This is a genomic window from Longispora albida DSM 44784, assembly GCF_000379825.1.
Lineage (GTDB): Bacteria > Actinomycetota > Actinomycetes > Mycobacteriales > Micromonosporaceae > Longispora > Longispora albida.
This window is the reverse complement of sequence record NZ_KB903816.1, coordinates 20,143-45,009: the sequence shown is the minus strand read 5'-3', so window position 1 is coordinate 45,009 and position 24,867 is coordinate 20,143. Positions and strand designations below refer to the sequence as shown.

Here is a 24,867-nt window from a genome sequence, read left to right as displayed (position 1 = left end):
TAGCCTTGGGGAGATGGACGATCTCCGGTTCGCCCCCGAACCGCCGAAGGACTCCGCCGCCGGGCGGAGTCCCTTCGCCAGGGACCGCGCGCGGGTGCTGCACTCGGCGGCCTTCCGCAGGCTGGCCGCCAAGACGCAGGTGCACACCGCCGGCGAGGGCGACTTTCCCCGTACCCGGCTGACCCACTCCCTCGAAGTCGCGCAGATCGGCCGTGAGCTGGGCGAGCGCCTGGGCTGCGACCCCGACGTCGTGGACACGGCCTGCCTCGCGCACGACCTCGGGCACCCGCCGTTCGGCCACAACGGAGAGGACGCGCTGCACGCCGTCGCCGCGTCCTGTGGCGGTTTCGAGGGCAACGCCCAGACGTTGCGGGTCGTGGCCCGGCTGGAGGCCAAGGTGCCCGGGGCCGGCCTGAACCTGACCCGCGCCACACTGGACGCGATCAGCAAGTACCCGTGGCCGCACCGGCCGGGTTCCCGCAAGTTCGGCGTGTACGCCGACGACGCCGAGATCTTCGCCTGGCTCCGTGAGGGCGCGCCGGACGAGCACCGCTGCCTCGAAGCCCAGGTGATGGACTGGGCCGACGACGTCGCGTACTCGGTGCACGACGTGGAGGACGGCATCCACGGCGGGTACATCAAGCTGGCCGGCCTGTCCGCAGTGGACGAGCGGGTCGCACTCTGCCAGGACGTGGCCTTCGAGTACTCCGCCGAGTCACCTGACTTCCTCGCGCCCGTCCTCGACGAACTGCTGGCCGATCCGGTGCTGGCTCCGCTCGCCGCGTACGACGGCAGTCACGGCGCGCAGGCGGCCCTGAAGGGGGCCACGAGTGTCCTCACTGGACGGTTCGTGGCGTCGGCGGTGACGGCGACCCGGGAGGCGTTCGGGGACAAGCCGCTGAGCCGGTACGGCGCAGACCTGGTCGTGCCACGGCTCGACCGGGCCCGGTGCGCGCTGCTGAAGGGGCTGGCCCTCCGGTACGTGATGCGCCGCCGTGGCGCCGAGCCCGGCTACGCCCGCCAGCGCGACCTCCTCGCCGAACTCGTGCACGCCCTCACCCTCCGGGCCCCTGACGCCCTCGACCCGGTGTTCGCCCCGTTGTGGCGCGCGGCGCCCACCGACGCTGCCCGCCTCCGGGTCGTCATCGACCAGGTCGCCAGCCTCACCGACCCCGGAGCGGTCACCTGGCACCGGAGACTGGTCGGCTGACCCGGGCCACAGTGAACCGCTCATCCGGGTACAAAATGGGCTCTGTTTTGGATCTTATGACGTGGTTACCGTGGAATGATGGCGGTCACCGAGCGGATCGACGTCGACATCGCGATCGTCGGGGCGGGCCCAGCGGGCCTGTTCGCGGCTTACTACGCGGGATTCCGCGGCTTGAGCACCGTGCTGATCGACGCCCTGCCCGAGCCGGGCGGCCAGGTCACCGCGATGTATCCGGAGAAGATGATCTACGACGTGGCCGGCTTCCCCGCCATCCGCGGCCGTGACCTGGTCGAGGGGCTCGTCGCCCAGGCCGCACCCTTCGAGCCGCGCTACCTGCTCGGCGTGCAGGCCGACAAGCTGTCCTACGCCGAGGAACGGCCGGTACTGACTCTTGCGGACAGCACCGCTGTCCACGCTGGAGCTGTGCTGCTCACCGGGGGGATCGGCAGTTTCAGCCCCCGGCCGCTGCCCGCCGCCGGGTCCTTCACTGGCGCGGGCATTGTCTATTTTGTACCGCACCTGGATGACCACGCCGGCCAGCGGGTCGTCATCGTCGGCGGCGGCGACTCGGCCTTCGACTGGGCGATGGCCCTCGCGCCGATCGCGGCCGGCGTGACCATCATCCACCGGCGCGACGCCTTCCGGGCCCACGCGGGGACCGTCGCCCGGGTCAAGGAGCTCGGCGTGCGCATCCTGGTGAACGCGCAGGTCACCGAGATCCTGGGCGAGGAGCGCGTGACCGGTGTCCGGGTGGTGGCCCGGGGTGAGGAGCCGGTGGTCCTGCCGGCCGAGACGGTCGTCGCCGCGCTCGGCTTCATCGCGGACCTCGGCCCGCTCGCCGAGTGGGGCCTGCGGCTCGACAAGCGGCACGTCTGGGTCGACTCGACCATGGCGACCAATCTGCCGCGTGTCTTCGCCGCAGGGGATATCACGGAATATCCGGGCAAGGTCCGGCTGATCGCGACCGGTTTCGGTGAGGCGGCCACGGCTGTGAACAATGCCGCAGTCGCGATAGACCCCGCCGCGCACCTGTTCCCGGGGCACTCATCGGACGCCGGATAACCGCTTCTGAGCAGCTCCACCAGCCGGATAGCTGATTTGTCATCATACGCCGGAGTCGGTGACGACTGCCGCTCAGGCTGATCAGTCCGTTCCCCGGAGCGGATAGACTCCGGCCTGTGCAACCTTGGACACCGTCCCCCGACGAAGATCCCCGTGAGCCCTGGGAGCAGCCCCGTCGTGATCACGACGATTACGACCAGCCCACGGGCATCATGCGCCGCCAGGCGCCGGGGGAGTACGCGCAGCCAGAGCCGCGTGGCTCCGGCGCGTACAGCCAGGTTCCGCCGCCGGAGCCGCGTGTGTACGGCTCGGCGGCCGTCTACGGCACCCCGCAGCAGCCCCCGCAGGAGTACAGCGCGCCGCCCGAGCCCCGGGTCTACGGCCGCCAGGTAGAGCCACAGCAGCCCGCCTACCCGGCCCAGCCCTCGCCGGGTCAGCAGTACCCGGCCCCGGATGGTTACGCCGTCCCCGAGGCCAGGCCGTACCAGGCGCCGGGCACGCCCACCGGTTCGCACGCCGTGCCTCCGGTGCCGCCGGCCGGCACCACGTACGGCGGCCCGTCCACCGGCTCATACGCCGTGCCGAAGCCGCAGGGCACCGGCTCCCACGCCGCCGTGCCCCAGTACCCGCACGGCGAGCCGACCTCCGGCTCCCACGCCGCCGTGCCCTCGTACCAGCAGCTCGAGCCCACCACCGGCTCCCACGCGGCTCCGGCGCAGTACGTGCACGGTGAGCCGACCTCCGGCTCCCACGCCGCCGTCCCGCCGCCCCAGAGCTACACGGTCCCGGAGCCCCAGGGCTACGCCACGCCCGAGCCTCAGACCTACGGCACGCCGTCCGAGACGGGGACATACGCCGTCCCGGAGCCGCAGGGTTACGCGATGCCCGAGCCGCAGGCTTACGGCCGCTCGTACCAGGCCGCGCCCGGCGACGAGCCCACCTGGGCCAGCGCGTCCCTCGGCCTCCCGGCGAGCGAGCAGGTCCGGATTCCCCCGCCGCCGCGCAGGCGCCGCCGCCGCGAATGGGACGACGAGGAGGCCTGGCGCGAAACGCCCCGCCAGGACGCCTGGGCGTCACCCGGCCGGGGCGACACGCGCCGTCAGGCCCGCAACGACGAGTGGCTGGAGGTGCCGCACGGAGGCCGCCGGTACGACGAGCCCCGGATGCCCCGCCGGGCTGCCGAGCCCGCGTACCCCCAGCAGCAGCCGGCCTACGAACAGCAGCAGGCGCCGCAGTACGACCAGTCCTACGACCAGCAGCAGCAGTACGACCCGCAGCAGTACGCGCAGGAGCAGCAGGCCTACGAGCAGGGCGGCCAGCAGGCTCCGTCGGCGGTCCGCCGGGCTGACAGCCGCGACGCCCGTTCCGAGCGGCTCGAACGGGAGAGCACCGGGCGCGGCGGTTTCCTGAACAAGTACACGATCATTGGTGTTGTCTGTGTCCTGCTGCTCCTGGCTGGTGTGGGCTACTGGTACTTCGGGCCGCAGGGCGGGCAGCAGGCCAGCGCAGGGGCGGTTCCCGGCATCACCACGACCGGCGTGATGGAGAAGCTCAAGAAGGACGGTTTCACCTGCATGCCGCCGGGCAAGACCATCGCGCGCTGCGAGAAGCTGGTGGTCAACGCGACGTTCAGCGTCACGATCCACTTCATCGACGAGGAGAGCGTGACCGGCATCGTCGCCAACGGCGGCACCGGGATCACCAGCGAGACCAAGGTGACCGACAAGGAACTCCAGCCGTTCTTCGCGATGGCGGCGGGCCTGCCGTTCCTCTCACCGCAGAACGCGGCCGGCGCCTGGGTCGGGCAGAACATCCGCAAGGACGGCAAGTCCCAGTTCGGCGGGGTCACGTTCGAGACGGCCAACGGGCAGGACCTGCTGACCATGTACACGAAGAAGCCGGTGAGCTGATGCTGATCTACGCGGTGCGTTCCGAGTTCACGTCGCCGGCCGAGCGCGACCGTTTCCTGGCCTGGCTGCACGACGGGCACGTGGCGGCCGTCGTCGCGGCCGGCGCGACCTCCGGCGAGGTGACCGTGCTCGACGACGGGACGGTGGAGAGCCGGTACGTCTTCGCGTCCCGCGAGGCCTTCGCCGCCTACGAGGCGGGCCCGGCCGCCGGGCTCCGGGCCGACGGCGCCAGCCAGTTCCCAGAGGTGAAGGCCACCCGGACGGTCGGCGAGCGCACCTACCTCGCCTGAGGCCGGGACCCGGGAAACATCTGGCCGGCAGACAGGGTACCGGGTTGCACCACTCCGGGGGGTGTCATGTAACCTATCTCAGCACGGCAAGCAAGACGGCAAGAAAAGCACGATCCCGCGTAGCTCAATTGGCAGAGCATTCGGCTGTTAACCGGAGGGTTACTGGTTCGAGTCCAGTCGCGGGAGCAGGATCAAAAGTCCCTGACCAGTGGAAACACAGGTCAGGGACTTTTTCTGTGTACCGGCGGGGCCCGCCGGCCGTCCACAGTCGCCCCCGCCGGCGTCCGCTAGCCTCTGGTGATGCGATCCGCCGACCTTGAAGCCGTGGAGATCTGTGCCGGGGCTGGTGGCCAGGCGCTCGGGCTGGAACTGGCCGGATTCGGCCACCGGCTCGCCGTGGAGCTCGACGAGAACGCCTGCCGCACCCTGGAGGCCAACCGCGACCGGCACCCGGCCCGCGCCGGCTGGCGGATCGCCCAGGGCGACGTCGCGGACCCCGAGGTGTGGAAGCCCGCCGACTACCAGGGCATCGACCTGCTGGCCGGTGGCGTGCCGTGCCCGCCCTTCAGCATCGCAGGCAAGCAGCTCGGCGCGTCCGACGAGCGGGACCTGTTCGCGTGGGCCATCGAACAGGTCGACGTGGTCAAGCCCCGCGCGCTGCTGCTGGAGAACGTCCGGGGGCTCAGCATGCCCCGCTTCACCGGGTACCGGCAGCACGTCCTCGACCGGCTGCGCGAGTTCGGCTACGTCGGCGAGTGGCGGCTCCTGCACGCCTCCGACTACGGCGTGCCCCAGCTGCGGCCCAGGTTCGTGCTCGTGGCGCTCCAGCCCGAGCATGCCCCGTACTTCCACTGGCCGCAGCCGCTCGCCGGCCAGGTCACGGTCGGGGCGGCGCTGGAGGACCTGATGGGCTCGGCCGGCTGGGAGGGCGCCGCTGACTGGGCACGCCGAGCCGACCGGATCGCACCGACCATTGTGGGCGGTTCGAAGAAGCACGGCGGCGCGGACCTCGGGCCGACCCGGGCCAAGCGCGCCTGGGCCGAGCTGGGCGTCGACGGCATGGGCGTGGCCGACGCCCCACCGCCGCCCGGAGCCGAGTACCCGGTCGGGCCCCGGCTCACCTGCGAGATGGTCGCGCGCATCCAGGGCTGGGACGACGCGTGGGGCTGGGAGTTCACCGGCCGCAAGACCACCAGGTACCGGCAGATCGGCAACGCCTTCCCGCCGCCCGTCGCCCGCGCCGTCGGCCAGGCCATCGCCGTCGCGCTCCGCCAGGAAGGCCCGGCCAGGGAACGCGACGCCGGCCCGGAGCAGGACCCGGTCTACCGGGCGCTCCGCGAGCACGGCGGGCACATGACCCCTGCCCAGATCGCCCGCGCCGCAGGCCTCGACCTCGACGCCCCCGAGCTCGAACGGCGGATCAGCCTCCTCGGCCGGGACTTCGAGATCGAGATCGCGGAGGGCAAGACGGGTGCCGCCTACCGGCTCGGCAGGTTCAAGGCCTTCACCGGCCAGGCCGACCACGAGCGGCACGAGCTGTTCTCCCGGTACCGGGCCCGGATCAGCTGAGCGTTTACCGTCCTCGCGTGCCGGGTACTGCCCGCGCGGCGGCACTTTCGGGCAGTATGAGGTGATGAGCATGCGATGGAAAGTGGCGTTCGTCCTCGGCGCCGCAGCCGGGTACATCCTCGGCGCCAAGGCCGGCCGGTCGCGGTACGACCAGATCGCCCGCGTGGCCCGCAAGGTCCGGCAGAGCCCCACGGTGCAGGAGGCCGCCGGAGTGGTGCAGGAACAGGCAGGCAAGCTCGTCCACACCGGCAAGGACGCCGTGGTCCGCGCCTTCCGGCACGAGGACCACTCCGTCGGCGTCTGACCCCAGGGCCCTAGAACTCCTGCTGCGCGGCGTGGACCAGCTCCAGCGCCGCGGCCCGGGCCGCCGGATCCTCGGGGTCGACACCGGCGTCGAAGCGGACAGCCCAGCGCAGCCCGTTGATGCCCGGCACCCGCCTCGCCAGCACCCGCACGCCACCCGGCGCTCCGGGCAGCAGGTGATGACTCGTGTAGGCCACCGAACGCGTCACCCGCTCGTGCACCTGACGCGGGATCTCGCCGGGCACCGTCAGCGCGAAGCTGACCGGCTCCTCCTCGGCCACCAGCCCCACCTCGTCCGTGTACCCGCCGGCGGGCCCGGGGACGATCGTCAGCGCCGAGCCCGACCAGCTCGCCTTGCTGATCTCGTCCCAGCGGAGCCGCCGCTCCTTGCCCAGCCAGAGCCCGACGGTGGTCGCGACCACGTGACCGTCCACTGTGGCTGCCCAGGCGACGACGCGCTCGTCCGGCGCGAGGTCCGGACGGGCATCGGCCGGGAGCTTCGGTTTGCGGAAGAACATCTCAGAGCCCCCCGACAGCCTGCTCGCGCAGCCCGCGCCGCTGCTGCTCCAGCGCGAACAGCTCGCTGGCGAGCCGCAGGTACTCGTCCTTGTTCTCCACCGGATTCAGCCGCTGGATGCCGCCCTTCAGCTCGCCGATCCGGCGCTCGACGGCCGGGAGCTGGAGCCGGGCGAGGGTGATGTTCACATACCGGTGGTCGGGCTCCCCGTCGCACCTCGGCGGCTCGACGGCCAGCTCGGCGGCGAGCGCCTTGGCCGCCAGGTCATCGCAGTTGTCGCGGATGCGCTCGACCCAGTCGGCACCGCCGGACGCCGTCGCGGCCCCGCCGAGCGAGGTGATCGCCTGCCGCAGCGCCACGTGCGGCGGGAAGCTGTACGGCGTCTCGTCGATCGCGTCGAAGAACGGGCCGGCCAGCACGGGGGACTGCAACGCGAGCTTGAGCGCCTCCCGCTCGACCAGCCGCTGTGGCTCGCTGACGGCACTCGCCGCGGCCCGCGGACGGGGCGGCTCGGCCTTGCCAGCGGCCTGGGTCACCGCGCGCAGCACCGGCTCGACCTCCATGCCGAGGTCACCTGCGAGCTTCCGTGCGTACTCCGGGCGCAGCTCCCGGTCCTTGATCTGCGCGACCAGCGGGGCGGCCTCGCGGAGCGCGCCGATCCGGCCGTCCGGAGTGGACAGATCGTACTTGCCGGTGAGGGTCCGCAGCGCGAACGTGATCAGGGGCTCCCGCCGGGCGACCAGGTCGCGGACGGCGGCGTCGCCCTTGGCCAGCCGCAGCTCGCACGGGTCCATCCCGTCCGGCCCGACCGCGATGAAGGTCTGCGAGGCGAACCGCTGGTCGTCGGCGAACGCCCGCAGCGCGGCCTTCTGCCCGGCAGCGTCGCCGTCGAAGGTGAAGATGATCTCGCCGTTGGTGTTCAGGTCGTGCAGCAGCCGGCGGAGCACTCCGATGTGGTCGGAGCCGAAGGCTGTCCCGCACGTGGCCACCGCCGTCGGCACGCCGGACAGGTGACAGGCCATGACATCCGTGTACCCCTCGACGACCACCGCGCGGCCCTGCTTGGCGATGTCCCGCTTGGCGTGCTCGATGCCGTAGAGCACGTGGGACTTCTTGTAGAGCGGGGTCTCCGGCGTGTTCAGGTACTTGGGGCCGTCGTCGTCCTCGTAGAGCTTGCGCGCGCCGAAGCCGATCACGTCGCCGCCGAGGTCCTTGATCGGCCACAGCAGCCTGCGGCGGAACCGGTCGATCAGGCTGCCGGACCTGGCCTCCTTGGCCAGCCCGGCCGTGATGAGCTCCTGGCTCGTGTACCCCTTCTGCCTCAGGTGCCGCGACAGCGTGTCCCAGGCGTCCGGCGCGTACCCGCAGCCGTACTCGACGGCGTGCTCCCGGCTGAAGCTCCGCTGCGCCAGGAACTCCCGCGCGGCCCGGGCACCCGGCGTGCCGAGCTGGCTGGCGTAGAACTCGGCGGCGTCGCGGTGCGCGGCGATCAGCCGCTGCTTCTGCCCGGCCTGCTGCTGCCGTGGCTGCCCGCCCCCGCTGCCCGCCTCCGCGTACCGCAGCTGGATGCCGGCCTTCGCCGCCAGCCGCTCGATCGACTCGACGAAGCTGAGGTGGTCGATCTGCTGGATGAACGAGATCGCGTCGCCACCAGCTCCGCAACCGAAACAGTAGAAGACATTTCGGGCGGTACTCACATTGAACGACGCGGACTTCTCATCATGGAACGGGCACAGGCCCTTGAGGTTGCCGCCGCCGGCTGGCTTGAGCGTGACGTGCTCGGAGATGACCTCTGCGATCGAGGTCCGCTCCCGGACCAGCGCGATGTCCTCGTCCCGGATCTTGCCCGACACCCTGAGCCTCCCGATCCGCTGCCCTGCCGCCTGTTGTTTCGCCCAGCCTACGGCGTACCCCTGACAACCCCGTCACGGCCGCTCGAAGACCAGCAGGCCGGCCTCTCCGGTCACCAGCTCGTCCTCCGGTGCCTCCGCCGCGTGCCGCTCGAACCGCTCGGTCCGCTGCCGGAGCTCCGCCGGATCGAGGGCGCGGCCCCTGGCGTACTCCTGGAACTGAGTCTGGTTGTAGTCGGCCACAGCTGCCAGCAGTAACCAGGAAGATCGATTCAGCTGAGCCGCAGCAGCGGCACCGGGCCGCCCTGGCACAGCCCGCTGTCCACATTGGTCACCAGGCCCTCGCAGTACTCGAAGGACACCGGCGCGTCCTCCGGCAGGATGCCCAGCTGGTCGGGCACCGGGGAGTGCCCGTGCACGATCCGCTGCCCGCCGAGCGCGCCGAGCAGCGTGGCGGCGTGGGCCGGCCCGTCCTCGCCCCGGAAGGCGAACCGGGTGGTCAGCCGCCGCCAGATGTCCCACCAGGCTCCCGCGTCGTCGCCGTTCAGGACGTCGTGGACCGTCTTGGTGATCTCCTCGATCGTGTCGCCGTACGCCAGGTAGGACAGCGTGTCGGAGTGCACGAGCAGCCGGTCTGCCACGACGGCGGCGAGCGGGCGCTCGCGCAGCCAGGCGAGGTGGGTCTCCTCGACCCCGTGCAGGTCGCCGAGCTGCCCGCCGTTGCGCAGCCACGAGCGCGCGAAGGACGCGGAACCGGTGGACAGTGAGATCTCCGTCTCACCCCAGCGGTGCATGCCGAGCAGCAGGATCTCGTGGTTGCCGAGCAGCAGCTCCACCTGGCCGTCAGCCTGGCTGTGCAGGCTCATTACAAGATCGAGTACGCCGAGGCCGTCCGGGCCGCGGTCGACCAGGTCGCCGAGGAACCACAGCTGCGCGTCCCCGCCGGCCCACTCGCCGCCCTCGCCGGTCAGTCCGGCGTTGTGCAGGGCGCCGGCGAGTTCGGTACGGTGGCCGTGCACGTCGCCGACCACATAGAGCGCGCTGGGCGCTGACGGCTGCTCGGTCACGTACTGAGGGTAGATCACGGGTTCTCGCGCAGGGAGGCTGGCCAAGTGGAGTTCGTGGCTGAGTGGCTGCAAACGCTGCCGCCTTTCGTCGTCTATCTCGTCGTCGGCCTGGTCATCGGGGTCGAGAGTATGGGCATCCCGCTACCCGGCGAGGTCGTGCTGGTCAGCGCGTCACTGATGTCGGCGATGAAGGCGGTCAGCCCGTGGGGCGTGGCCATCGCGGCCAGCACGGGCGCCATCATCGGCGACTCCGTCGGGTACGCGGTGGGCAGGCGGGGCGGCCGCGCGCTGCTGGAGCGGCTCGGACGGCGCTTCCCGAAGCACCTCGGCCCGGCCCACCTGGCCAAGGCGGAGAGCTTCTTCGACCGCTGGGGCGTGTGGGCCGTGTTCTTCGGCCGGTTCATCGCCCTGCTCCGGATCCTCGCTGGTCCGCTGGCCGGCGCGCTCAAGGTGCCCTACGGCCGGTTCCTCGTCGCGAACGCGGCCGGCGGGATCGTCTGGGCCTTCGGCACGACCTTCGTCATCTACTGGCTGGGCGAGGTCGCCGAGAAGTGGCTCAAGGGCTTCGGCTGGGCCGGCCTGCTGATCGCGGTCCTGTTCGGCATCGGGACCACGCTGTACATCAAGCGCCGGGCCACGCGGGAGTTCGCGGCCGCCGAGGCCGAGTAGCCGGAAACGAAAAGAGGGCGCACGCTGCGCCCTCTTCCGCCGCACCGCTGGCTGGGTCAGGAGATGTCGGCTCCCGCGCCCATCGAGTTCAGATCCTCGCCGGTACGCGCGTTGGACTTGTCGAAGCCGAGCTTGTCGACAGCCGCCTGACTGGTGATCTTGTACTTGGTCCCCTCGGTCACCAGGTACGTCGTCCCGTCGTCGTCATTGGCGAGATACGCGCTGCTGATCTCGGAGCCTTCGGGAATGTCGTACAGGTTGTCGAGCTGGAACGAGTTCTTGTCGACATAGAGGGTGTTGTACGTGGTGTCGGCGATCGGCCGGCGCGTGCCGTCCACGATCACCCACTGCCAGCCTTCTTCGCCAGACTGCGGGTTAGTGGCACTGACCCGGGTACCGGTTGCGTAATCAGCCATCATCATCAGCCCTTCACGGTCGAGTTGGACTCGCCGAAAAGCGTATGGGCCAGATGCCCGGCATGATGCATTTTTAGATGTTTTTCGATCTAAGGCGAGGTGGCCCGCCGAGAGCGGATCTGGCAAGCAACGCGAGAGCCCGCATACCGGTGTTGTATGCGGGCTCTCGCGCTTGCGCAGTCCAGATTGGTTCTCAGCGGGTCGGCACCACCAGAAAGCAAACACGGGCTTGTGCATATAGCACAAGCCCGTGAGTGGCTGTAGTTACAGCGGGCGAACCTGGTCGGCCTGCGGGCCCTTCTGGCCCGTGGTGACCTCGAACTCGACCCGCTGGTTCTCCTCCAGGGAGCGGTAGCCGCTCGACTGAATAGCTGAGAAGTGAACGAACAGGTCCGCGCCGCCACCATCCGGCGTGATGAACCCGTAGCCCTTTTCAGCGTTGAACCACTTCACGGTGCCCTGCGCCATGCGCTCTCCCTGAAACGTAGCTAGCTCCACCCCACACCTCGTGGGCTGGCCGGCTGCGACGAACGTCAACTCGGGAAAGCGAACGCCCGCCTGTCACAAACTTTGCGGGCGTAACAAGCACGTGCCAAAAAGCTATGACTGCAACCTCACCGAAGGTTAGCACCCTGGGCGGGTGGTGACACCCCCTATGTGACACGTCACAATGTGTGACTGTGTACATGCGTAGCGTAATTACTCGGCTGGAACTGCCGCTTGCCGTGCTCATTCTCGCTGGTGGGCTCAGTCACGAGTACGGCTGGCCGGTCGCGAGCGCGGTGGTCCTCGGTGCCGCTGGTGTCCGGTTCGTCCTGGGGGCGACGCGGCTCGGGCCGGGCACGCTGAGACTGTCTCCCGCCGTCGTGCACGGGGCGCTGACGGGTGCCGCGGCGACGATCGTGCTCGACCAGGTGCACGCTTTGCTCGACCTGCCCGATATCGTCCGGCTGTGGCCGGAAGGTGACGGCGGGCTCCAGCACACCCTGATCGTCGGGGCGATCGCCGTCGCTGCCGGGGTACTTGGCGGGGTGCGCGGGATCAAGCTGATCGGCGTGGCCCACCTGCGGACCTTCTGGCGGCATCACGAGATCCTCACGTACGTGGTCACCGCCGCCGGTGTGCTCTTCGGCGGGCTGGTCGCCGGGGTGGTGCTCGGGCTGCTCGCGGCCCTGGCCGTCTCCGTGTACCGGCTGACCCACTGCACGGTCACGGTCGCCCCGTGCGAGGACGCCGGCTGGCGGGTCACCGTGCGCGGCACGCTCGTCTTCCTCGGCGTCGGCCGGCTGCTCCGCGAGCTGCGCGCCGTGCCGCCCGGCTCGGCCGTGACCCTCGAGCTGCACGTGGACTTCCTCGACCACGCGGCCTTCGAGGCGCTGCGGACCTGGCGCGAGGAGCAGGAGCAGCTCGGCGGCCGGGTGATGGTGGAGGAGGTTCACGACAGCTGGTACCAGCGGGCAGGCGCCCGGCACCCGCTGCTGCGCAAGACGCTGCCCGGCCCGCCGCGCCGGTTCCTCGCGCCGTGGGGGTCGTGGGCCAGGGCGAGCCGGGATCCGATCACGACGGGGGTGGCCGAGTTCCAGCGGCGCGGGGCGGAACTCGTCCGGCCGTACCTGATGGATCTCGCGGACGGGCAGCAGCCGGAGCAGTTCTTCATCACGTGCGCCGATTCGCGCGTGGTACCGAACGTGATCACCATGAGCGGGCCCGGGGACCTGTTCTGCGTCCGTAACGTGGGGAATCTGGTGCCCCAGCACGGCATCGACCCGTCGATCGGCGCGGCGATCGAGTTCGCGGTGAAACTGGGCGTCACCTCGATCGCGGTCTGCGGCCACTCCGACTGCGGGGCCATGAAGGCCACGCTGAGCGGCAAGCAGCTCGGCGGGCACCTCGGCCAGTGGCTGCGGCACGTGACGCCGAGCGTCCGGCTGTTCCGGGAGACCCGGGCCTGGCCGGAGTCGGCGAGTGTGAAGGGCCACGAGTGGCTGGGCCGGATGAACGTCCTCCAGCAGCTCGCCCACCTGCGGACATACCCGGCGGTCGCGGAGGCCATCGCCGCCGGGCGGCTCCGGCTGCACGGGCTGTACTTCGACATCGGCGCTGCGAAGGTCAGCCGGGTCTGCCCGGACACCGGCAAGCTTGTGGAGGTCCCGGCTTCATGATCGTGGGACCCCTCACGTCGCTATCACGACGTGAGGGGTCCCACGTATGTTCTCGGCATGGCTAAAGCTGTGCACCACGCCCAGGTCCGGTGGTCGGACCCCGACCAGCTCGGGCACGTGAACCACTCGCGGTATCTGTCCTATTTCGAGGATGCCCGGATGGAACTGCTGTCCACGTCGCCGTCGGGGCTGGCCGGTGCGCCCGGCGACCGGGGGTACATCGCGGCGCGGGTCGCTGTGGACTACCGCTATCCGGTGGAGTACCGGCCGGGGCTGCTGCTGCGCGTGGAGACCTGGGCCAGCAAGCTCGGGACGTCGTCGTGGACGCTGAGCCAGGAGATGTACGACGGGGAGGACCTGGTGGCCTCGTGCGAGTGCGTGCTGGTCGCGTACTCGTACGAGGGGAAGAAGTCGAGGCCGCTCGATCCGGACGAGCGTGCTTTCTGGTCGGATTACAGCTGATTGGCCCTATGTACGAGAGATGTGTGGAGCGCTGGCAAGCGTCCGGGAATAACGGATATAGCGGGCTAGGATTGGGGACTGTGAGGCCCTGATCGGGTCACGGGGGTGGCCGCGCAGGCTGCCGGTCGGGCAACGTTCCGTACTACGGGGACGGTGCGATGACCAGTCCGCTCGATGTACCGGAAACGGCCACCCAGGCCCAGCCCGAAGCGGTCCTGGCGGGGGCCGGGCGTGCCATCGAGGGCCGGTCGCTGGGCCAGATCGCCTGGCTGAGACTGCGCCGCGACAGGGTCGCGCTGGCCGGCGGCGTCGTGATCGTCGTCCTGATCCTGGCGGCCATCGCCGCCCCGCTCCTCACCCGGATCACCGGCGGCTCGCCGACCGACTTCCACCAGGACCTGGTCGACCCCACGTTCAGCAAGCCGAAGGGTGAGGGAACCTTCGCCGGGTTCAGCTGGGAGCACCCGCTGGGCGTCGAGCCACGCTCCGGCCGTGACGTGTTCAGCCGGATCCTGTACGGCGCGCAGATCTCCCTCCTGATCGGCTTCCTCGCGACCCTGGTCTCCGTCGCGATCGGCACCCTGATGGGCATCGTCGCCGGGTACTTCGGCGGCTGGGTCGACACCCTGATCAGCCGCCTGATGGATGCCTTCCTCGCGTTCCCGCTGCTGCTGTTCGCGCTGGCCCTGGCCGGGGTGATCCCCGACCGGGCCTTCGGGCTGAGCGGCAACACGCTCCGGATCGCTGTACTCGTCTTCATCATCGGCTTCTTCAACTGGCCGTACATCGGCCGGATCATCCGGGGGCAGACGCTGTCGCTGCGCGAGCGCGAGTTCGTCGACGCCGCCCGCAGCCTGGGCGCGCGCGGCCGGTGGGTGATGTTCAAGGAGATGCTGCCGAACCTCGCGGCCCCGATCCTCGTGTACTCGACGCTGATGATCCCCGCCAACATCCTGTTCGAGGCCGCGCTGTCCTTCCTCGGCGTCGGCATCCGGCCACCCACCCCGTCCTGGGGCAAGATGCTGGCCGACGCTGTGCCGTTCTACTCCGTCGCCCCGATGTACCTGGTGGTGCCGGGCCTGGCCATCTTCGTCACGGTGATGGCCTTCAACCTGCTGGGCGACGGGCTGCGCGACGCGCTCGACCCGCGCGCCCGGTGACAACCAACAGCGGACACCCGAGGGGGTGGACACCATGATGATGAAGAAGACCGGTCTAGCGGCGGTCGTGGCCCTGGCCCTCGGGGTCACGGCGTGTTCCAGCGGGGACGACAAGGACAACGGCGGCACCGCGGAGTTCAACGCGGCCGACGCCTCGATCGTGAACCAGTCGGCGAAGACGGGCGGCACGCTGAACCTGGCGCTGTCCGACGACTGGGACTCGATCGATCCCGGTAACACGTACTACGCCTTCTCGTGGAACTTCGCGCGGTTGTACGGCCGGGCGCTGACCACGTTCAAACCGGCGGCCGGCAAGGACGGGCTGACCCTCGTACCCGACCTCGCGCAGAACCTCGGCGAGGTGAGTGACGGCGGGCGGACGGTCACCTACAAGCTCAAGCCGGGCATCAAGTACGAGGACGGCACTCCGGTGACCGCGAAGGACGTCAAGTACGCCGTCGCGCGGACCTACGCCCGTGACGTCCTGCCGAACGGCCCCACGTACTTCGTGGACCTGCTCGACGCCGGTACCTACACCGGCCCGTACAAGAACACGGACATCAACGCCTTCACCGGCATCCAGACGCCGGACGACACGACGGTCGTGTTCAAGCTGAAGCAGCCGTTCGGTGACTTCGACTTCCTGGTGTCCAGCCCGCAGACGATTCCGGTGCCGCAGGCCAAGGACACGGGTGCCAAGTACCAGGAGCACCCGATGTCCACCGGTTCGTACAAAGTGGACACCTACGAGCCTGGCAAGCAGTTCGTGCTGAGCAAGAACCCGAACTGGGACAGCTCCGACCCGAACCGCAAGCAGCTCGTCGACAAGATCGACGTGAAGCTGAAGGTGAACGCTGAGGACATCGACAACCGGCTACTGGCCGGCTCGCTCGACGCCGACATCGCGGGCTCCGGCATGCAGGCCGCCGCCCGGTCCCGGGTGCTGTCCGACCCGAACCTGAAGAAGAACTCCGACAACACCTTCACCGGCCGGCTGTGGTTCTTCGTGATGGACGAGAAGGTCGCGCCGTTCGACAACATCGAGTGCCGCAAGGCCGTCCAGTACGCGACGGACAAGGTGGCGCTCCAGACCGCGTACGGCGGGCCGATCGCAGGTGGCGACGTGGCGACGACGATGCTGCCGCCGACCATCGTCGGGTACCAGAAGTTCGACCTGTACGCGACGCCGGAGAGCAAGGGTGACGTGGCCAAGGCCAAGGACGCGCTGACCAGGTGCGGCAGGCCGGACGGCTTCGAGACCAAGATCCTGCTCCGTGCCGACCGGCCGAACGAGGTGGCAGCCGGCGAGGCGCTCCAGCAGGCGCTGGGGAAGGTGAACATCAAGGCGGAGATCCGCTCGGTGCCCGCGGGCCAGTACTTCACCCGCTTCGCCGGCGCGCCCGAGTACATGAAGGGCAACCAGATCGGGATCGCCTTCCACGGCTGGCAGGCCGACTGGCCGACCGGCTACGGCTTCCTCCAGCAGCTGGTGGACGGCCGGACCATCAAGGCACAGGGCAACACCAACGTGCAGGAGATGAACGTCCCGGAGATCAACGCGATGTTCGACAAGGCGGCGGCGAGCACCGACGCCAAGGAACGCGAGACCATCTACGGCCAGATCGACAAGGCCGCGATGGAACACGCCTCCGTGGTGCCGTTCCTGTACGGCAAGGGCCTCCTCTACCGCAACCCGGCGATGACGAACGTGTTCATCTCGTACCCGTTCGGCATGTACGACTACGTCGGGCTCGGGAAGGGCTAGGGGGCAGGCATGGCCGGGTTCGTGATCCGGCGGGCGCTGGGCGCGGTACTGCTGCTGGTCGTCACCAGCATGGTGACCTTCGCGATCTTCTTCGTGGTACCGCGCCTGGCCGGCCAGACGGTCGACCAGCTGGCAGCCCAGTACGTCGGTAAGGACCCGAGCCAGGCCGAGATCGAGGCGACGAAGGTGAAGCTGGGGCTGGACCAGCCGATCACGGTGCAGTACGGCCGGTTCGTGAAGGGCATCGTCGCCGGGCGGGAGTACTCCTTCGGTCCCAGTACCGAATATTGTCCTCCGCCCTGTTTTGGCTATTCCTTCAAAACGCAGCGCCCGGTGTGGCCCGACCTGGTGGACCGGATGGAGGTGACAGCCTCGCTGGCCTTCGGCGCCTCGGTGCTGTGGCTGCTGGCCGGGGTGTCGATCGGGGTCCTGTCGGCCTTGAGAAAGGGCTCGTTCTTCGACCGGGCAGCCATGATCACGGCTCTGGCCGGGGTTTCCTTACCCATCTTCTTCACGGGTCTGCTGTCGCTGGCGTTGTTCCTGCCGACCGGCGTGAGCTACGTGTCGATCACCGACGACCCACTGGCCTGGGCGAAGAACCTGCTGCTGCCCTGGATCACGCTCGCGTTCCTCTACGCGGCGCTGTATGCCCGGCTGACCAGGGCCGGCATGCTGGAGACGATGGGTGAGGACTACATCCGGACGGCACGTGCCAAGGGTCTACCCGAGCGCATCGTTGTCACCAGGCACGCGCTCCGGGCGACCCTGACCCCGATCCTGACCGTGTTCGGCCTGGACATCGGGCTGCTGCTGGGCGGGGCCGTGCTGACGGAGAGCACGTTCTCCCTGCCCGGCATCGGCCGCTACGCGATCGACGCGATCAACAACAACGACCTGCCGCAGGTGCTGGGCGTGACGATGCTGGCCGCCTTCTTCATCGTGGTCGCCAACCTGATCGTCGACCTGCTCTACGCGGTCGCCGACCCGCGCGTGAGGCTGTCATGACCGCACCCTTCCTCCAGGTCAAGGACCTCCAGGTGTCCTTCCCGACCGACGACGGGCTGGTCAGGTCGGTGAACGACGTGTCGTTCGGCGTGGCACGCGGCGAGACGCTCGGCATCGTGGGGGAGTCCGGCTCGGGGAAGTCGGTCACCAGCCTGGCGATCATGGGCCTGCTGAAGGGCGCGAAGCGATCCGGGGAGATCTGGCTCGACGGGATCTCGCTGCTCGACGCGTCGAGCGAGGAGGTGCGGAAGCTGCGCGGCCGGAAGATGGCCATGATCTTCCAGGACCCGCTCTCGGCGATGCACCCGTTCTACAGCGTCGGCCAGCAGATCATCGAGGCGTACCGGATCCACCACCGCGTCACCAAGGCCGTGGCCCGCAAGCACGCGATCGACATGCTGAACAGGGTCGGCATCCCCCGGCCGGACAAGCGGGTCGACGACTACCCGCACCAGTTCTCCGGCGGCATGCGGCAGCGCGCCATGATCGCGATGGCGTTGTCCTGCGATCCCGAGCTGCTGATCGCCGACGAGCCGACGACGGCGCTCGACGTCACCGTGCAGGCCCAGATCCTCGACCTGATCCGCGACCTGCAACGCGACTTCAACACCGCCGTCATCCTCATCACCCACGACCTCGGCGTCGTCTCGGAACTCTCCGACAACATCCTCGTCATGTACGCGGGCCGGGCCGCCGAGTACGCCAGCGCCGAGGACCTCTTCACCGCCCCCGAGCATCCCTACACCTGGGGCCTGCTCGGCTCGATGCCCCGGCTGGACGCGGAGCCGACGGACCGGCTGCTCCAGATCAAGGGCACCCCGCCGAGCATGATCAACGTACCGGCTGGCTGCGCCTTCCACCCCCGCTGCCCGTACGCCGACCTGGCCAGCCGCACCCTCGTCCCGCCGCTGACCGAGGTGGCACCGGGCCACAGGGTCGCCTGCCACATACCCGTGGAGGAACGCCGCCGGATCTGGCAGCACGACATCAGGCCAGCCGTGGAGGGTGGACGATGAACAGCTTCGGTGAGGGTTCGCCCGGGCGGGGCCAGGCTGGCCGGGATCTCGTGGCCAGGCCGATGGACGTGGTGCCGCTGGAGGTACCCCCGGAGGCGCCGCAGGGGGAGACCCTGCTCGAAGTCGAGGCGCTGACCAAGCATTTCCCCGCCCACAGTGGACTGTTCAAGCCCAAGCAGCTCGTCAAGGCCGTCGACGGGGTCAGCTTCACCGTCACGGCCGGCGAGACGCTCGGCCTGGTCGGCGAGTCGGGCTGCGGCAAGACGACCACCGGCCGGCTGCTCGTCCGGCTCATCGAGCCGACCAGCGGCCGGATCGTGTTCGACGGCCGGGACATCACGCACCTGCGGCCCGGTCAGATGCGGCCGCTCCGCCGCGACATCCAGATGATCTTCCAGGACCCGTACAGCAGCCTCAACCCCCGGCACACGGTCGGCGCGATCGTCGGGGCGCCCTTCCGGATCCAGAAGATCAGCACGGAAGGGGGCGTGAAGAAGTCCGTCCAGGAACTCCTCGAACTCGTCGGCCTCAGCCCCGAGCACTACAACCGCTACCCGCACGAGTTCTCCGGCGGGCAGCGCCAGCGGATCGGCATCGCCCGCACCCTCGCGCTCAAGCCGAAACTGATCATCGCCGACGAGCCGGTGTCCGCGCTGGACGTGTCGATCCAGGCCCAGGTGATCAACCTGCTGGAGGACCTCCAGGACACCCTCGGCCTGACGTACCTGGTTATCGCGCACGACCTCTCCGTCGTCCGGCACATCAGCGACCGGGTCGCCGTCATGTACCTCGGCAAGATCGCGGAGCTCGGCCCCCGGAAGTCGCTGTACGAGACGCCGATGCACCCCTACACGGTCGCCCTGATGTCCGCGGTGCCCATCCCCGGCCCGGCCAGCACGAAACGCCCGAAGCGCATCCGCCTCGAAGGCGACGTGCCGAGCCCGCTCGACCCGCCGCCGGCCTGCCCGTTCCACACGCGGTGCTGGAAGGCCCAGGACGTGTGCCGTCAGATCGAGCCGCCTTTGCGCGAACTCCGCCCCGGACACCGTGTCGCCTGCCACTTCCCGGAGAACGCGCCGGGGGACGGGGCGGCGGTGGCCGGTACGGGATAGAAGTTCGTCATTTTGCCGGGAGCGGTGTTCCGGCGGCGGCGGCGGGAGCGCGCAGGAGGTCTCTCCAGGTGGCGGGCCAGTTGGCCAGCGCGAGGATGCCCATGATGACGAGGTGGGCCGGCGCGGCCCAGCTCTCCACTGCCGGGTCGTGGTTGACCATGTGCGTGGTGGCCGCGCCGGTGAGCACGAACATCAGCGTCGTCGCGGCCACGAAACGCGTTCGCTTGTTGGGGATCACGAGCAGGATGGCGGCGATGCCTTCCAGCGCGCCGACCACGAAGCGCATCCAGGCCGGGTAACCCCACTCGGCGAACTTCACGGAGTACGCCGAGCTGAATATCGTGTCGCCAGGCCAGAACTTGGTCACAGCTCCGAGCATGAACTCCAGGGCGAGGAACCAGTACAGGCCGGTCATGAGGCGCTTCATGATGTTTGTCCTTTCAGGAGGGTGGTGATGGCTTTTTCGATACGCCGCTGGCGCGTCTCGGGCTTCTTCGCGCTCTCGACGGCGCGGACATGCTCGCGCTTGTGGCTGTAGGCGAGGCTGTCGTACGCGGCGCGGGCGGCCGGATTCTCGTCCAGGGCCTGGGCGAAGTCCGCTGGTTCGGCGACGACGCGTGGCTCGGTGTCGAGTTCCAGCTCGACCTCGATCTCCTCGCCGATCTCGACCCCGGCGGCCCGCCGGTTGGCGTTGCTGAGGCCGAGCAGGTGGCGGCCTCGCAGGATGGCGACCCGGCTCTGCCACGAGTGCCCGTTGATCGTGATGGTCACCGGTGGCCGGGCGCCCCCGCCGAGCTCCTCCATCACCTCGGGCGGAACCTCCAGCCCGCGCATGGGCTCGGGCGGCTCGACGAGAGTGCGGAACTTCATGGCGTACTCCTCTATTGGCCGGGAAGTTCGGTTCAGCTGTCCTGCATCAGGCCGAGGACATTGCCGTCGGGGTCGGTCACGGTGGCCACCAGGCGGCCGCCGCCGACGTCGCGGACGGGGTCCTGCATGGTCGCGCCAGCTGCGGTGACCTCGGCCAGCTTCGCCTCGATGTCCGGCACGTGCCAGTAGGCCACCGGAGAGGTCATGCCCTGCGGGCCGCCAGCAGGTACCAGGCCGATCTGCTGGCCGTCGACGTCGAAGCCGACGTAGTACGTGCTGTCGACCTGCGGCGCGGTGCCGGTCAGCGCGGAGTACACCGCCTTGGCCGCCGCGAGGTCGGACACGGGGTGCAGCACAGTCTTGATCATGTTTGGCTCCTGAGTCGTGAGGCGCTTCGGCCTGGCTGGCCCGGCCGGCGTGTTCGGCGCCGGCCATGCACAGAGCTTCTCCCGGCCAGGCCGGCCACACATCCGTACTGACCACGGAGACCACCACTGAGCCGGGCGCAGGTGTAGGGCAGGATGGGCCCGTGGTAGCTCAGGGGATCTCTGGCCGGGAGGCCGAGGTGCTGAACCTGGTTGGGGAGCATCTCAGCAACGCCGAGATCGGCGCGCGGCTGTTCATCTCGGTCCGTACCGTCGAGACACACGTCTCCTCGCTGCTGCGCAAGCTCGGTGCCGCGGACCGGCGGGGCCTCGCGCAACTAGCCGCGGAGTGGAGCCGGACCGCACGTGGTGGCATGCCGGCGCTGGGGCTGCCCGCGCCGGTGACCTCGTTCGTCGGCCGGTCACGTGAGCTGGCGGAACTGATCGCGGCGGTCAGGGAACACCGGCAGGTGAGCGCTGTCGGCCCGGGCGGGGTGGGCAAGACCCGGCTCGCGCTGGCGGTCGCGGAGGCCGCGGCCGGCGACTTCGCCGACGGCGTGTGGTTCGCCGACCTGGTACCGGTCACCGATCCGGCGATGGTCAGCGCGGCGGTGGCAGCAGCGGCCGGCATCGGTGAGCAGCAGAGCCGTGGCATGGACGAGTCGGTCGTCGCCGCGTTCGCCGACCGGCACGCCCTGCTGGTACTCGACAACTGCGAGCACGTACGAGACGGCGTCGCGCCCCTGCTGGAACGGCTGCTCGCGGGGTGCCCCCGGCTGACCGTGCTGGCCACCAGCCGGGCGCGGCTGACAGTACCGTTCGAGCGCGTCCACCCCATCCCGCCGCTGTCACTCGACAGCGAGACCGGCGACCCGGACGCGGTCGCGTTGCTCCTCGAACGCGCTGCGGCTGTGGGCTGGCCGGTGACGCCGGAGCAGCGTACCCAGGCCGCCGAGATCTGCCGGGGGCTGGACGGGGTGGCGCTGGCGATCGAGCTGGCGGCCGCCCGGCTGCCAGCGCTCGGCCTGGACGGCCTGGCCGGGGTACTCCCCGACCAGCTGCGGCTGCTGACCGGCGGGGCGCGCGCCGAAGACCGGCACCGCTCGGTACGGGCCATGCTGGACTGGAGCCACGCCCTGCTGGAGCCGGACGACCGTACGGTGCTGCGCCGGATCTCAGTCTTCGTCGCACCGTTCACTGTGGACGCCGCGCGGCAGGTGACCGGTTTCGGGCTGTTCGAAACCGCCGACGCGCTGGCCCGGCTCACTGAGCAGAGCCTGCTGACGGTCGCCCCGACGCCGGGTGGCACCCGGTACCGCACGCTGGAGACCATCCGGCAGTACGGGACAGAGCAGCTTGCTGGGGCCGGTGAGCTCGACGATGTCCGCTCGCGCCACCTGCGCTGGTGCCTGGCGACCGCCACCAGCCTGGCCGGGACTGCGCCGGCGGGTACTGGGGTGTGGCGCGCCGGGTTCGACGTGGCGGCCGACGACATCCGGGCGGCGTTGGGCTGGGCGGCAGGCCGTCCCGAGTCCCGGGCCGACGCGCACGACCTGGCTGTCGCCCTGGCTCAGCTCACTTTCACCCGGAACCTGGCCAGCGAGGCCCAGCAGCGTTACGAACAGGCGGCGTCGCTGGCCGACGACCCGGTCGCCGTGCGTTCGGCGCTCCGGCACGCCGCAGCGGTGGCCGGCTGCCGGCTGCACGGCGACGCCATGTACCGGCTGTACCGCGCTGCTGCGGACACCGCACTGAGCGCCGGTGACACCGCTGGGGCCGCCCGTGACCTGGCCACGGCCGTAGCGACGACGTACCGCTTCTCCGGCACGTTCTCCCAGGCGCCATCCCCTGGCGAGGCCGCCGCACTGCTCGACCAGGCACGTGAGCTGGCCGGCGCTGATCCCGCCGCCCTGGCTGCCGTGGCCCTGGCCGAATGCGGAGTCCTCAGCGACGCCGAGCCGGAGACAGTCATGCCGGTAGCGCTCGCGCGCGCCGAGCACGCGGTCGAGCTGGCCACCCGTACCCGCGACCCGCTCGCCCTCAGCGCCGCACTGGACGCGCTCACCGCAGTCCAGTGCTGGGCCGGCGACACCTTCGCCACCGCGCAGACGACCCGCCGGCGCGTCGAACTGCTCGCTTCAGTACCGGTGACGCCGGCCAGCGCGCACGAACAGGCCAACGCGCTGTCCGAGGCGGCCGAGACCTGCACCGGCGTGGGCGACCTCCACGGTGCCCGCCGGTGGGGCGAGCAACTGCGCGACCTGCCGCTCCTGGCCGAACGCGGTGACTTCGCCACCTCCCGGCTCCTGGTGGCGGACGCGCTGGCGGGCAACATCGGAGACGTACTCGCCGGCAGCAGGCGGTTCCGCGATGCCTGGGAACGTTCGGGCAGCCCGCACGCCCCCGACCTGGCCACAGCGGCGGCCGCGGTGGCGATGGTCCACGGCCTGCGCCGCGACGACGGTCCGAGAGGCGAATGGCTGTCCATCATGGACGGACTGGGTGCGATGCCGGAACACAAGGCCGGCTACAGCGCGGTGTTCGACGCGATCGTGCAGCTCCACCACGGTCAGGCAGACCGGGCACTGACGGGCCTGCTGGCCGAGCCCGGCGAGATGAACGAGTGGGTCATCTGGGTATGGCAGCACTGGTACGTCGCGCTGCGCGCCGAGGCAGCCGCGCTCACCGCGAGCCCCGACGCCCGTGACCGGATCAAGGACTCCCGCACGATCGTGGGCGGGAACCCGGTCGCCGGCGCGCTGCTCGACCGGGCCGAGGCACTGCTCGACGGTGACCAGGGCCGGCTGCTCGCCGTCGCGGCCGCGTTCGACGCCGCCGGCTGCCGGTACCAGTGGGCCCGCACGCTCATCCTCGCTGGCGGCGAGCATGCCGGGACCGGGGCGGCGGCGATGGCTGGCCTCAGCCTGTGAGCATGCGTGGCGTGGCTCGACTGATCCTGCTGTGTGGCCTGCCCGGATCCGGCAAGACGACGCTGGCGAAGCGGCTGGCCGCGCAGGTGCCCGCCGTGCGGCTCTGCCCCGACGAATGGCTGGCAGACCTGCACATCGACCTGTTCGACGAGCAGGCCCGCGACCGGCTCGAACAGCGCTTCTGGCTGCTCGCCCAGGACCTGCTGCGCCTCGGCCAGCACGTGATCCTCGAATGGGGCCTGTGGGTGCCCGAGCACCGCGAGGACAAGCGCGCCGCCGGTCAGGCCCTCGGCGCCGAGGTCGAGCTGTACCACCTGGACGTCCCGGTGCCAGAACTCAACCGCCGGCTCGCGCTCCGCAACGTGGCGGGCGAGCACGGGACGGTGCCACTGACCCCGGAACACATCGAGGAGTACCTGAAGTACTTCAGTGCCCCGGACGCCGCTGAGCTGGCCCGATACGACCGGCACTACGTGGTGCCAGGAGGTCTTTCTGCTCTTGATCTGACCTGAGGTGGCCCGCTGAGAGCGGCGAGGCGAAGGCGCGGGTCTTCCCAGATACCGGTGTTGTATCTGGGAAGACCCGCAACGCGCGCATCGTCGCTCTCAGCGGGTCGGCACTCTCACAAGAAGAAGTCGCGTTCTACTCGGACCCTGGCCTCCAGCTCCAGCAGGAAGCGTTTCCGGTCAAGGCCGCCGCCGAAGCCGACCAGCTTCCCGTCGGCGCCCACGACGCGGTGGCACGGGACGACGATCGGCAGCGGATTGCGGTTGTTGGCTGTCCCGACGGCCCTGGCCGCCAGCGGGTCGTGGTCGCCGACCTCGGTGGCGATCTGCCCGTAGGTCCGCATCTCGCCGTGCGGGATCCGGCGCAGCGCCAGCCAGACCTCCCGCTCGAACGCCGTGCCGGACCGCACGGACAGCGGCACGGTGAACTCGGTCAGCTCGCCAGCGAAATACGCCGTGAGCTGCGCGGCCAGCTCGTCGAGCACGGAAGAGTCCCCGACGGTGCCGTGCACCTCGCCGTCAAAACGGATCTTGCAGATACCGTGTTCGTCGGCTGCCGCGGCCAGCAGGCCGATCGGAGACGGCAAGAGCGCCCATATCACTCTTCCGACCGTACACGCCCCGCCCGCGCGACGCCTGGCCCAGGTTTGG

26 protein-coding genes and 1 tRNA gene are annotated in these 24,867 nt (G+C 70.1%); 17 read left to right on the top strand and 10 right to left on the bottom strand.

The window, feature by feature from the left end; translation table 11 throughout:
• Positions 1-13 precede the first annotated feature (13 nt).
• The 7 genes from A3G1_RS0109435 to A3G1_RS0109405 all read left to right on the top strand — a co-directional run bounded on the left by A3G1_RS0109435 (position 14) and on the right by A3G1_RS0109405 (position 6,345).
• Positions 14-1,210, top strand: a complete 1,197-nt coding sequence (locus A3G1_RS0109435; RefSeq protein ID WP_018349228.1) for a deoxyguanosinetriphosphate triphosphohydrolase — start codon at positions 14-16, stop codon at positions 1,208-1,210.
• Positions 1,211-1,285: 75 nt separating this feature from the next.
• Positions 1,286-2,272 carry an NAD(P)/FAD-dependent oxidoreductase gene (locus A3G1_RS0109430; protein ID WP_018349227.1) on the top strand — a complete coding sequence of 329 codons (987 nt, stop codon included), beginning with the start codon at positions 1,286-1,288 and terminating at the stop codon, positions 2,270-2,272.
• 116 nt (positions 2,273-2,388) lie between these two features.
• The gene (locus A3G1_RS0109425; protein WP_157641029.1) at positions 2,389-4,182 is read left to right on the top strand and encodes a hypothetical protein; all 1,794 of its coding nucleotides are present in this window, start codon (positions 2,389-2,391) and stop codon (positions 4,180-4,182) included.
• Positions 4,182-4,472, top strand: a complete 291-nt coding sequence (locus A3G1_RS0109420) for a DUF4286 family protein (RefSeq protein WP_018349226.1) — start codon at positions 4,182-4,184, stop codon at positions 4,470-4,472. The genes A3G1_RS0109425 and A3G1_RS0109420 overlap by 1 nt, the downstream gene beginning before the upstream one ends.
• A 113-nt stretch (positions 4,473-4,585) precedes the next feature.
• Positions 4,586-4,658, top strand: a tRNA-Asn gene (locus A3G1_RS0109415).
• 114 nt (positions 4,659-4,772) lie between these two features.
• On the top strand, positions 4,773-6,041 hold the full coding sequence (locus A3G1_RS0109410; protein ID WP_040477963.1) for a DNA cytosine methyltransferase: 1,269 nt from the start codon (positions 4,773-4,775) through the stop codon (positions 6,039-6,041).
• 70 nt (positions 6,042-6,111) lie between these two features.
• Positions 6,112-6,345, top strand: coding sequence for a hypothetical protein (locus tag A3G1_RS0109405; protein ID WP_040477990.1), 234 nt, complete (start codon positions 6,112-6,114; stop codon positions 6,343-6,345).
• Between the two features lie 10 nt (positions 6,346-6,355).
• Here A3G1_RS0109405 and A3G1_RS0109400 read toward each other — a convergent pair whose 3' ends face one another.
• The 4 genes from A3G1_RS0109400 to A3G1_RS0109385 form a co-directional block, all read right to left on the bottom strand.
• Entirely contained in the window at positions 6,356-6,862 is a 507-nt protein-coding gene (locus A3G1_RS0109400) for a hypothetical protein (protein ID WP_018349223.1), read from the bottom strand.
• A 1-nt stretch (position 6,863) separates the two neighbouring features.
• Entirely contained in the window at positions 6,864-8,714 is a 1,851-nt protein-coding gene (gene dnaG, locus A3G1_RS0109395) for a DNA primase (protein WP_018349222.1), read from the bottom strand.
• 72 nt (positions 8,715-8,786) lie between these two features.
• Positions 8,787-8,954, bottom strand: coding sequence for a hypothetical protein (locus A3G1_RS40445; protein WP_018349221.1), 168 nt, complete (start codon positions 8,952-8,954; stop codon positions 8,787-8,789).
• Between the two features lie 29 nt (positions 8,955-8,983).
• Entirely contained in the window at positions 8,984-9,778 is a 795-nt protein-coding gene (locus tag A3G1_RS0109385) for a metallophosphoesterase (protein ID WP_026211966.1), read from the bottom strand.
• Positions 9,779-9,823: 45 nt separating this feature from the next.
• Here A3G1_RS0109385 and A3G1_RS0109380 point away from each other — a divergent pair, with 45 nt between their 5' ends.
• The gene (locus A3G1_RS0109380; RefSeq protein WP_018349219.1) at positions 9,824-10,447 is read left to right on the top strand and encodes a DedA family protein; all 624 of its coding nucleotides are present in this window, start codon (positions 9,824-9,826) and stop codon (positions 10,445-10,447) included.
• 56 nt (positions 10,448-10,503) lie between these two features.
• On the opposite strand, the gene A3G1_RS0109375 is transcribed toward A3G1_RS0109380, so the two are convergent.
• On the bottom strand, positions 10,504-10,863 hold the full coding sequence (locus tag A3G1_RS0109375; protein WP_157641028.1) for a hypothetical protein: 360 nt from the start codon (positions 10,861-10,863) through the stop codon (positions 10,504-10,506).
• A gap of 264 nt (positions 10,864-11,127) precedes the next feature.
• On the bottom strand, positions 11,128-11,331 hold the full coding sequence (locus A3G1_RS0109370; protein WP_018349217.1) for a cold-shock protein: 204 nt from the start codon (positions 11,329-11,331) through the stop codon (positions 11,128-11,130).
• Positions 11,332-11,549: 218 nt separating this feature from the next.
• On the opposite strand from A3G1_RS0109370, the gene A3G1_RS34015 reads away from it, so the two are divergent.
• The 7 genes from A3G1_RS34015 to A3G1_RS0109335 all read left to right on the top strand — a co-directional run bounded on the left by A3G1_RS34015 (position 11,550) and on the right by A3G1_RS0109335 (position 19,545).
• On the top strand, positions 11,550-13,025 hold the full coding sequence (locus A3G1_RS34015) for a carbonic anhydrase (protein ID WP_157641027.1): 1,476 nt from the start codon (positions 11,550-11,552) through the stop codon (positions 13,023-13,025).
• A 57-nt stretch (positions 13,026-13,082) separates the two neighbouring features.
• Positions 13,083-13,487 carry an acyl-CoA thioesterase gene (locus A3G1_RS0109360; protein WP_040477960.1) on the top strand — a complete coding sequence of 135 codons (405 nt, stop codon included), beginning with the start codon at positions 13,083-13,085 and terminating at the stop codon, positions 13,485-13,487.
• A gap of 158 nt (positions 13,488-13,645) precedes the next feature.
• Complete coding sequence (locus A3G1_RS0109355; RefSeq protein WP_018349214.1) at positions 13,646-14,647, top strand: ABC transporter permease; 1,002 nt, start codon at positions 13,646-13,648, stop codon at positions 14,645-14,647.
• 34 nt (positions 14,648-14,681) lie between these two features.
• On the top strand, positions 14,682-16,412 hold the full coding sequence (locus tag A3G1_RS0109350) for an ABC transporter substrate-binding protein (RefSeq protein WP_026211964.1): 1,731 nt from the start codon (positions 14,682-14,684) through the stop codon (positions 16,410-16,412).
• Between the two features lie 9 nt (positions 16,413-16,421).
• A complete protein-coding gene (locus A3G1_RS0109345) occupies positions 16,422-17,417 on the top strand; it encodes an ABC transporter permease (RefSeq protein ID WP_018349212.1) in 996 nt (331 codons plus the stop codon).
• Entirely contained in the window at positions 17,414-18,433 is a 1,020-nt protein-coding gene (locus tag A3G1_RS0109340) for an ABC transporter ATP-binding protein (protein WP_018349211.1), read from the top strand. The genes A3G1_RS0109345 and A3G1_RS0109340 overlap by 4 nt, the downstream gene beginning before the upstream one ends.
• A gap of 62 nt (positions 18,434-18,495) precedes the next feature.
• Positions 18,496-19,545 carry an ABC transporter ATP-binding protein gene (locus A3G1_RS0109335; RefSeq protein WP_157641035.1) on the top strand — a complete coding sequence of 350 codons (1,050 nt, stop codon included), beginning with the start codon at positions 18,496-18,498 and terminating at the stop codon, positions 19,543-19,545.
• Positions 19,546-19,552: 7 nt separating this feature from the next.
• Here the strand turns inward: A3G1_RS0109335 and A3G1_RS0109330 are convergent, their stop codons facing one another.
• The 3 genes from A3G1_RS0109330 to A3G1_RS0109320 are packed head-to-tail and all read right to left on the bottom strand — an operon-like array spanning position 19,553 to position 20,783.
• Complete coding sequence (locus A3G1_RS0109330) at positions 19,553-19,972, bottom strand: DoxX family protein (protein WP_018349209.1); 420 nt, start codon at positions 19,970-19,972, stop codon at positions 19,553-19,555.
• Entirely contained in the window at positions 19,969-20,415 is a 447-nt protein-coding gene (locus A3G1_RS0109325; RefSeq protein WP_018349208.1) for a YdeI/OmpD-associated family protein, read from the bottom strand. The genes A3G1_RS0109330 and A3G1_RS0109325 overlap by 4 nt, the downstream gene beginning before the upstream one ends.
• Before the next feature lie 32 nt (positions 20,416-20,447).
• Positions 20,448-20,783 carry a VOC family protein gene (locus tag A3G1_RS0109320; RefSeq protein ID WP_018349207.1) on the bottom strand — a complete coding sequence of 112 codons (336 nt, stop codon included), beginning with the start codon at positions 20,781-20,783 and terminating at the stop codon, positions 20,448-20,450.
• Between the two features lie 161 nt (positions 20,784-20,944).
• Here A3G1_RS0109320 and A3G1_RS0109315 point away from each other — a divergent pair, with 161 nt between their 5' ends.
• A complete protein-coding gene (locus A3G1_RS0109315) occupies positions 20,945-23,710 on the top strand; it encodes an ATP-binding protein (protein ID WP_018349206.1) in 2,766 nt (921 codons plus the stop codon).
• Between the two features lie 2 nt (positions 23,711-23,712).
• Positions 23,713-24,222, top strand: coding sequence for a P-loop nucleotide/nucleoside kinase family protein (locus tag A3G1_RS0109310; RefSeq protein WP_040477959.1), 510 nt, complete (start codon positions 23,713-23,715; stop codon positions 24,220-24,222).
• A 110-nt stretch (positions 24,223-24,332) separates the two neighbouring features.
• On the opposite strand, the gene A3G1_RS0109305 is transcribed toward A3G1_RS0109310, so the two are convergent.
• Entirely contained in the window at positions 24,333-24,818 is a 486-nt protein-coding gene (locus tag A3G1_RS0109305) for a methylated-DNA--[protein]-cysteine S-methyltransferase (RefSeq protein WP_026211963.1), read from the bottom strand.
• Positions 24,819-24,867 lie beyond the last annotated feature (49 nt).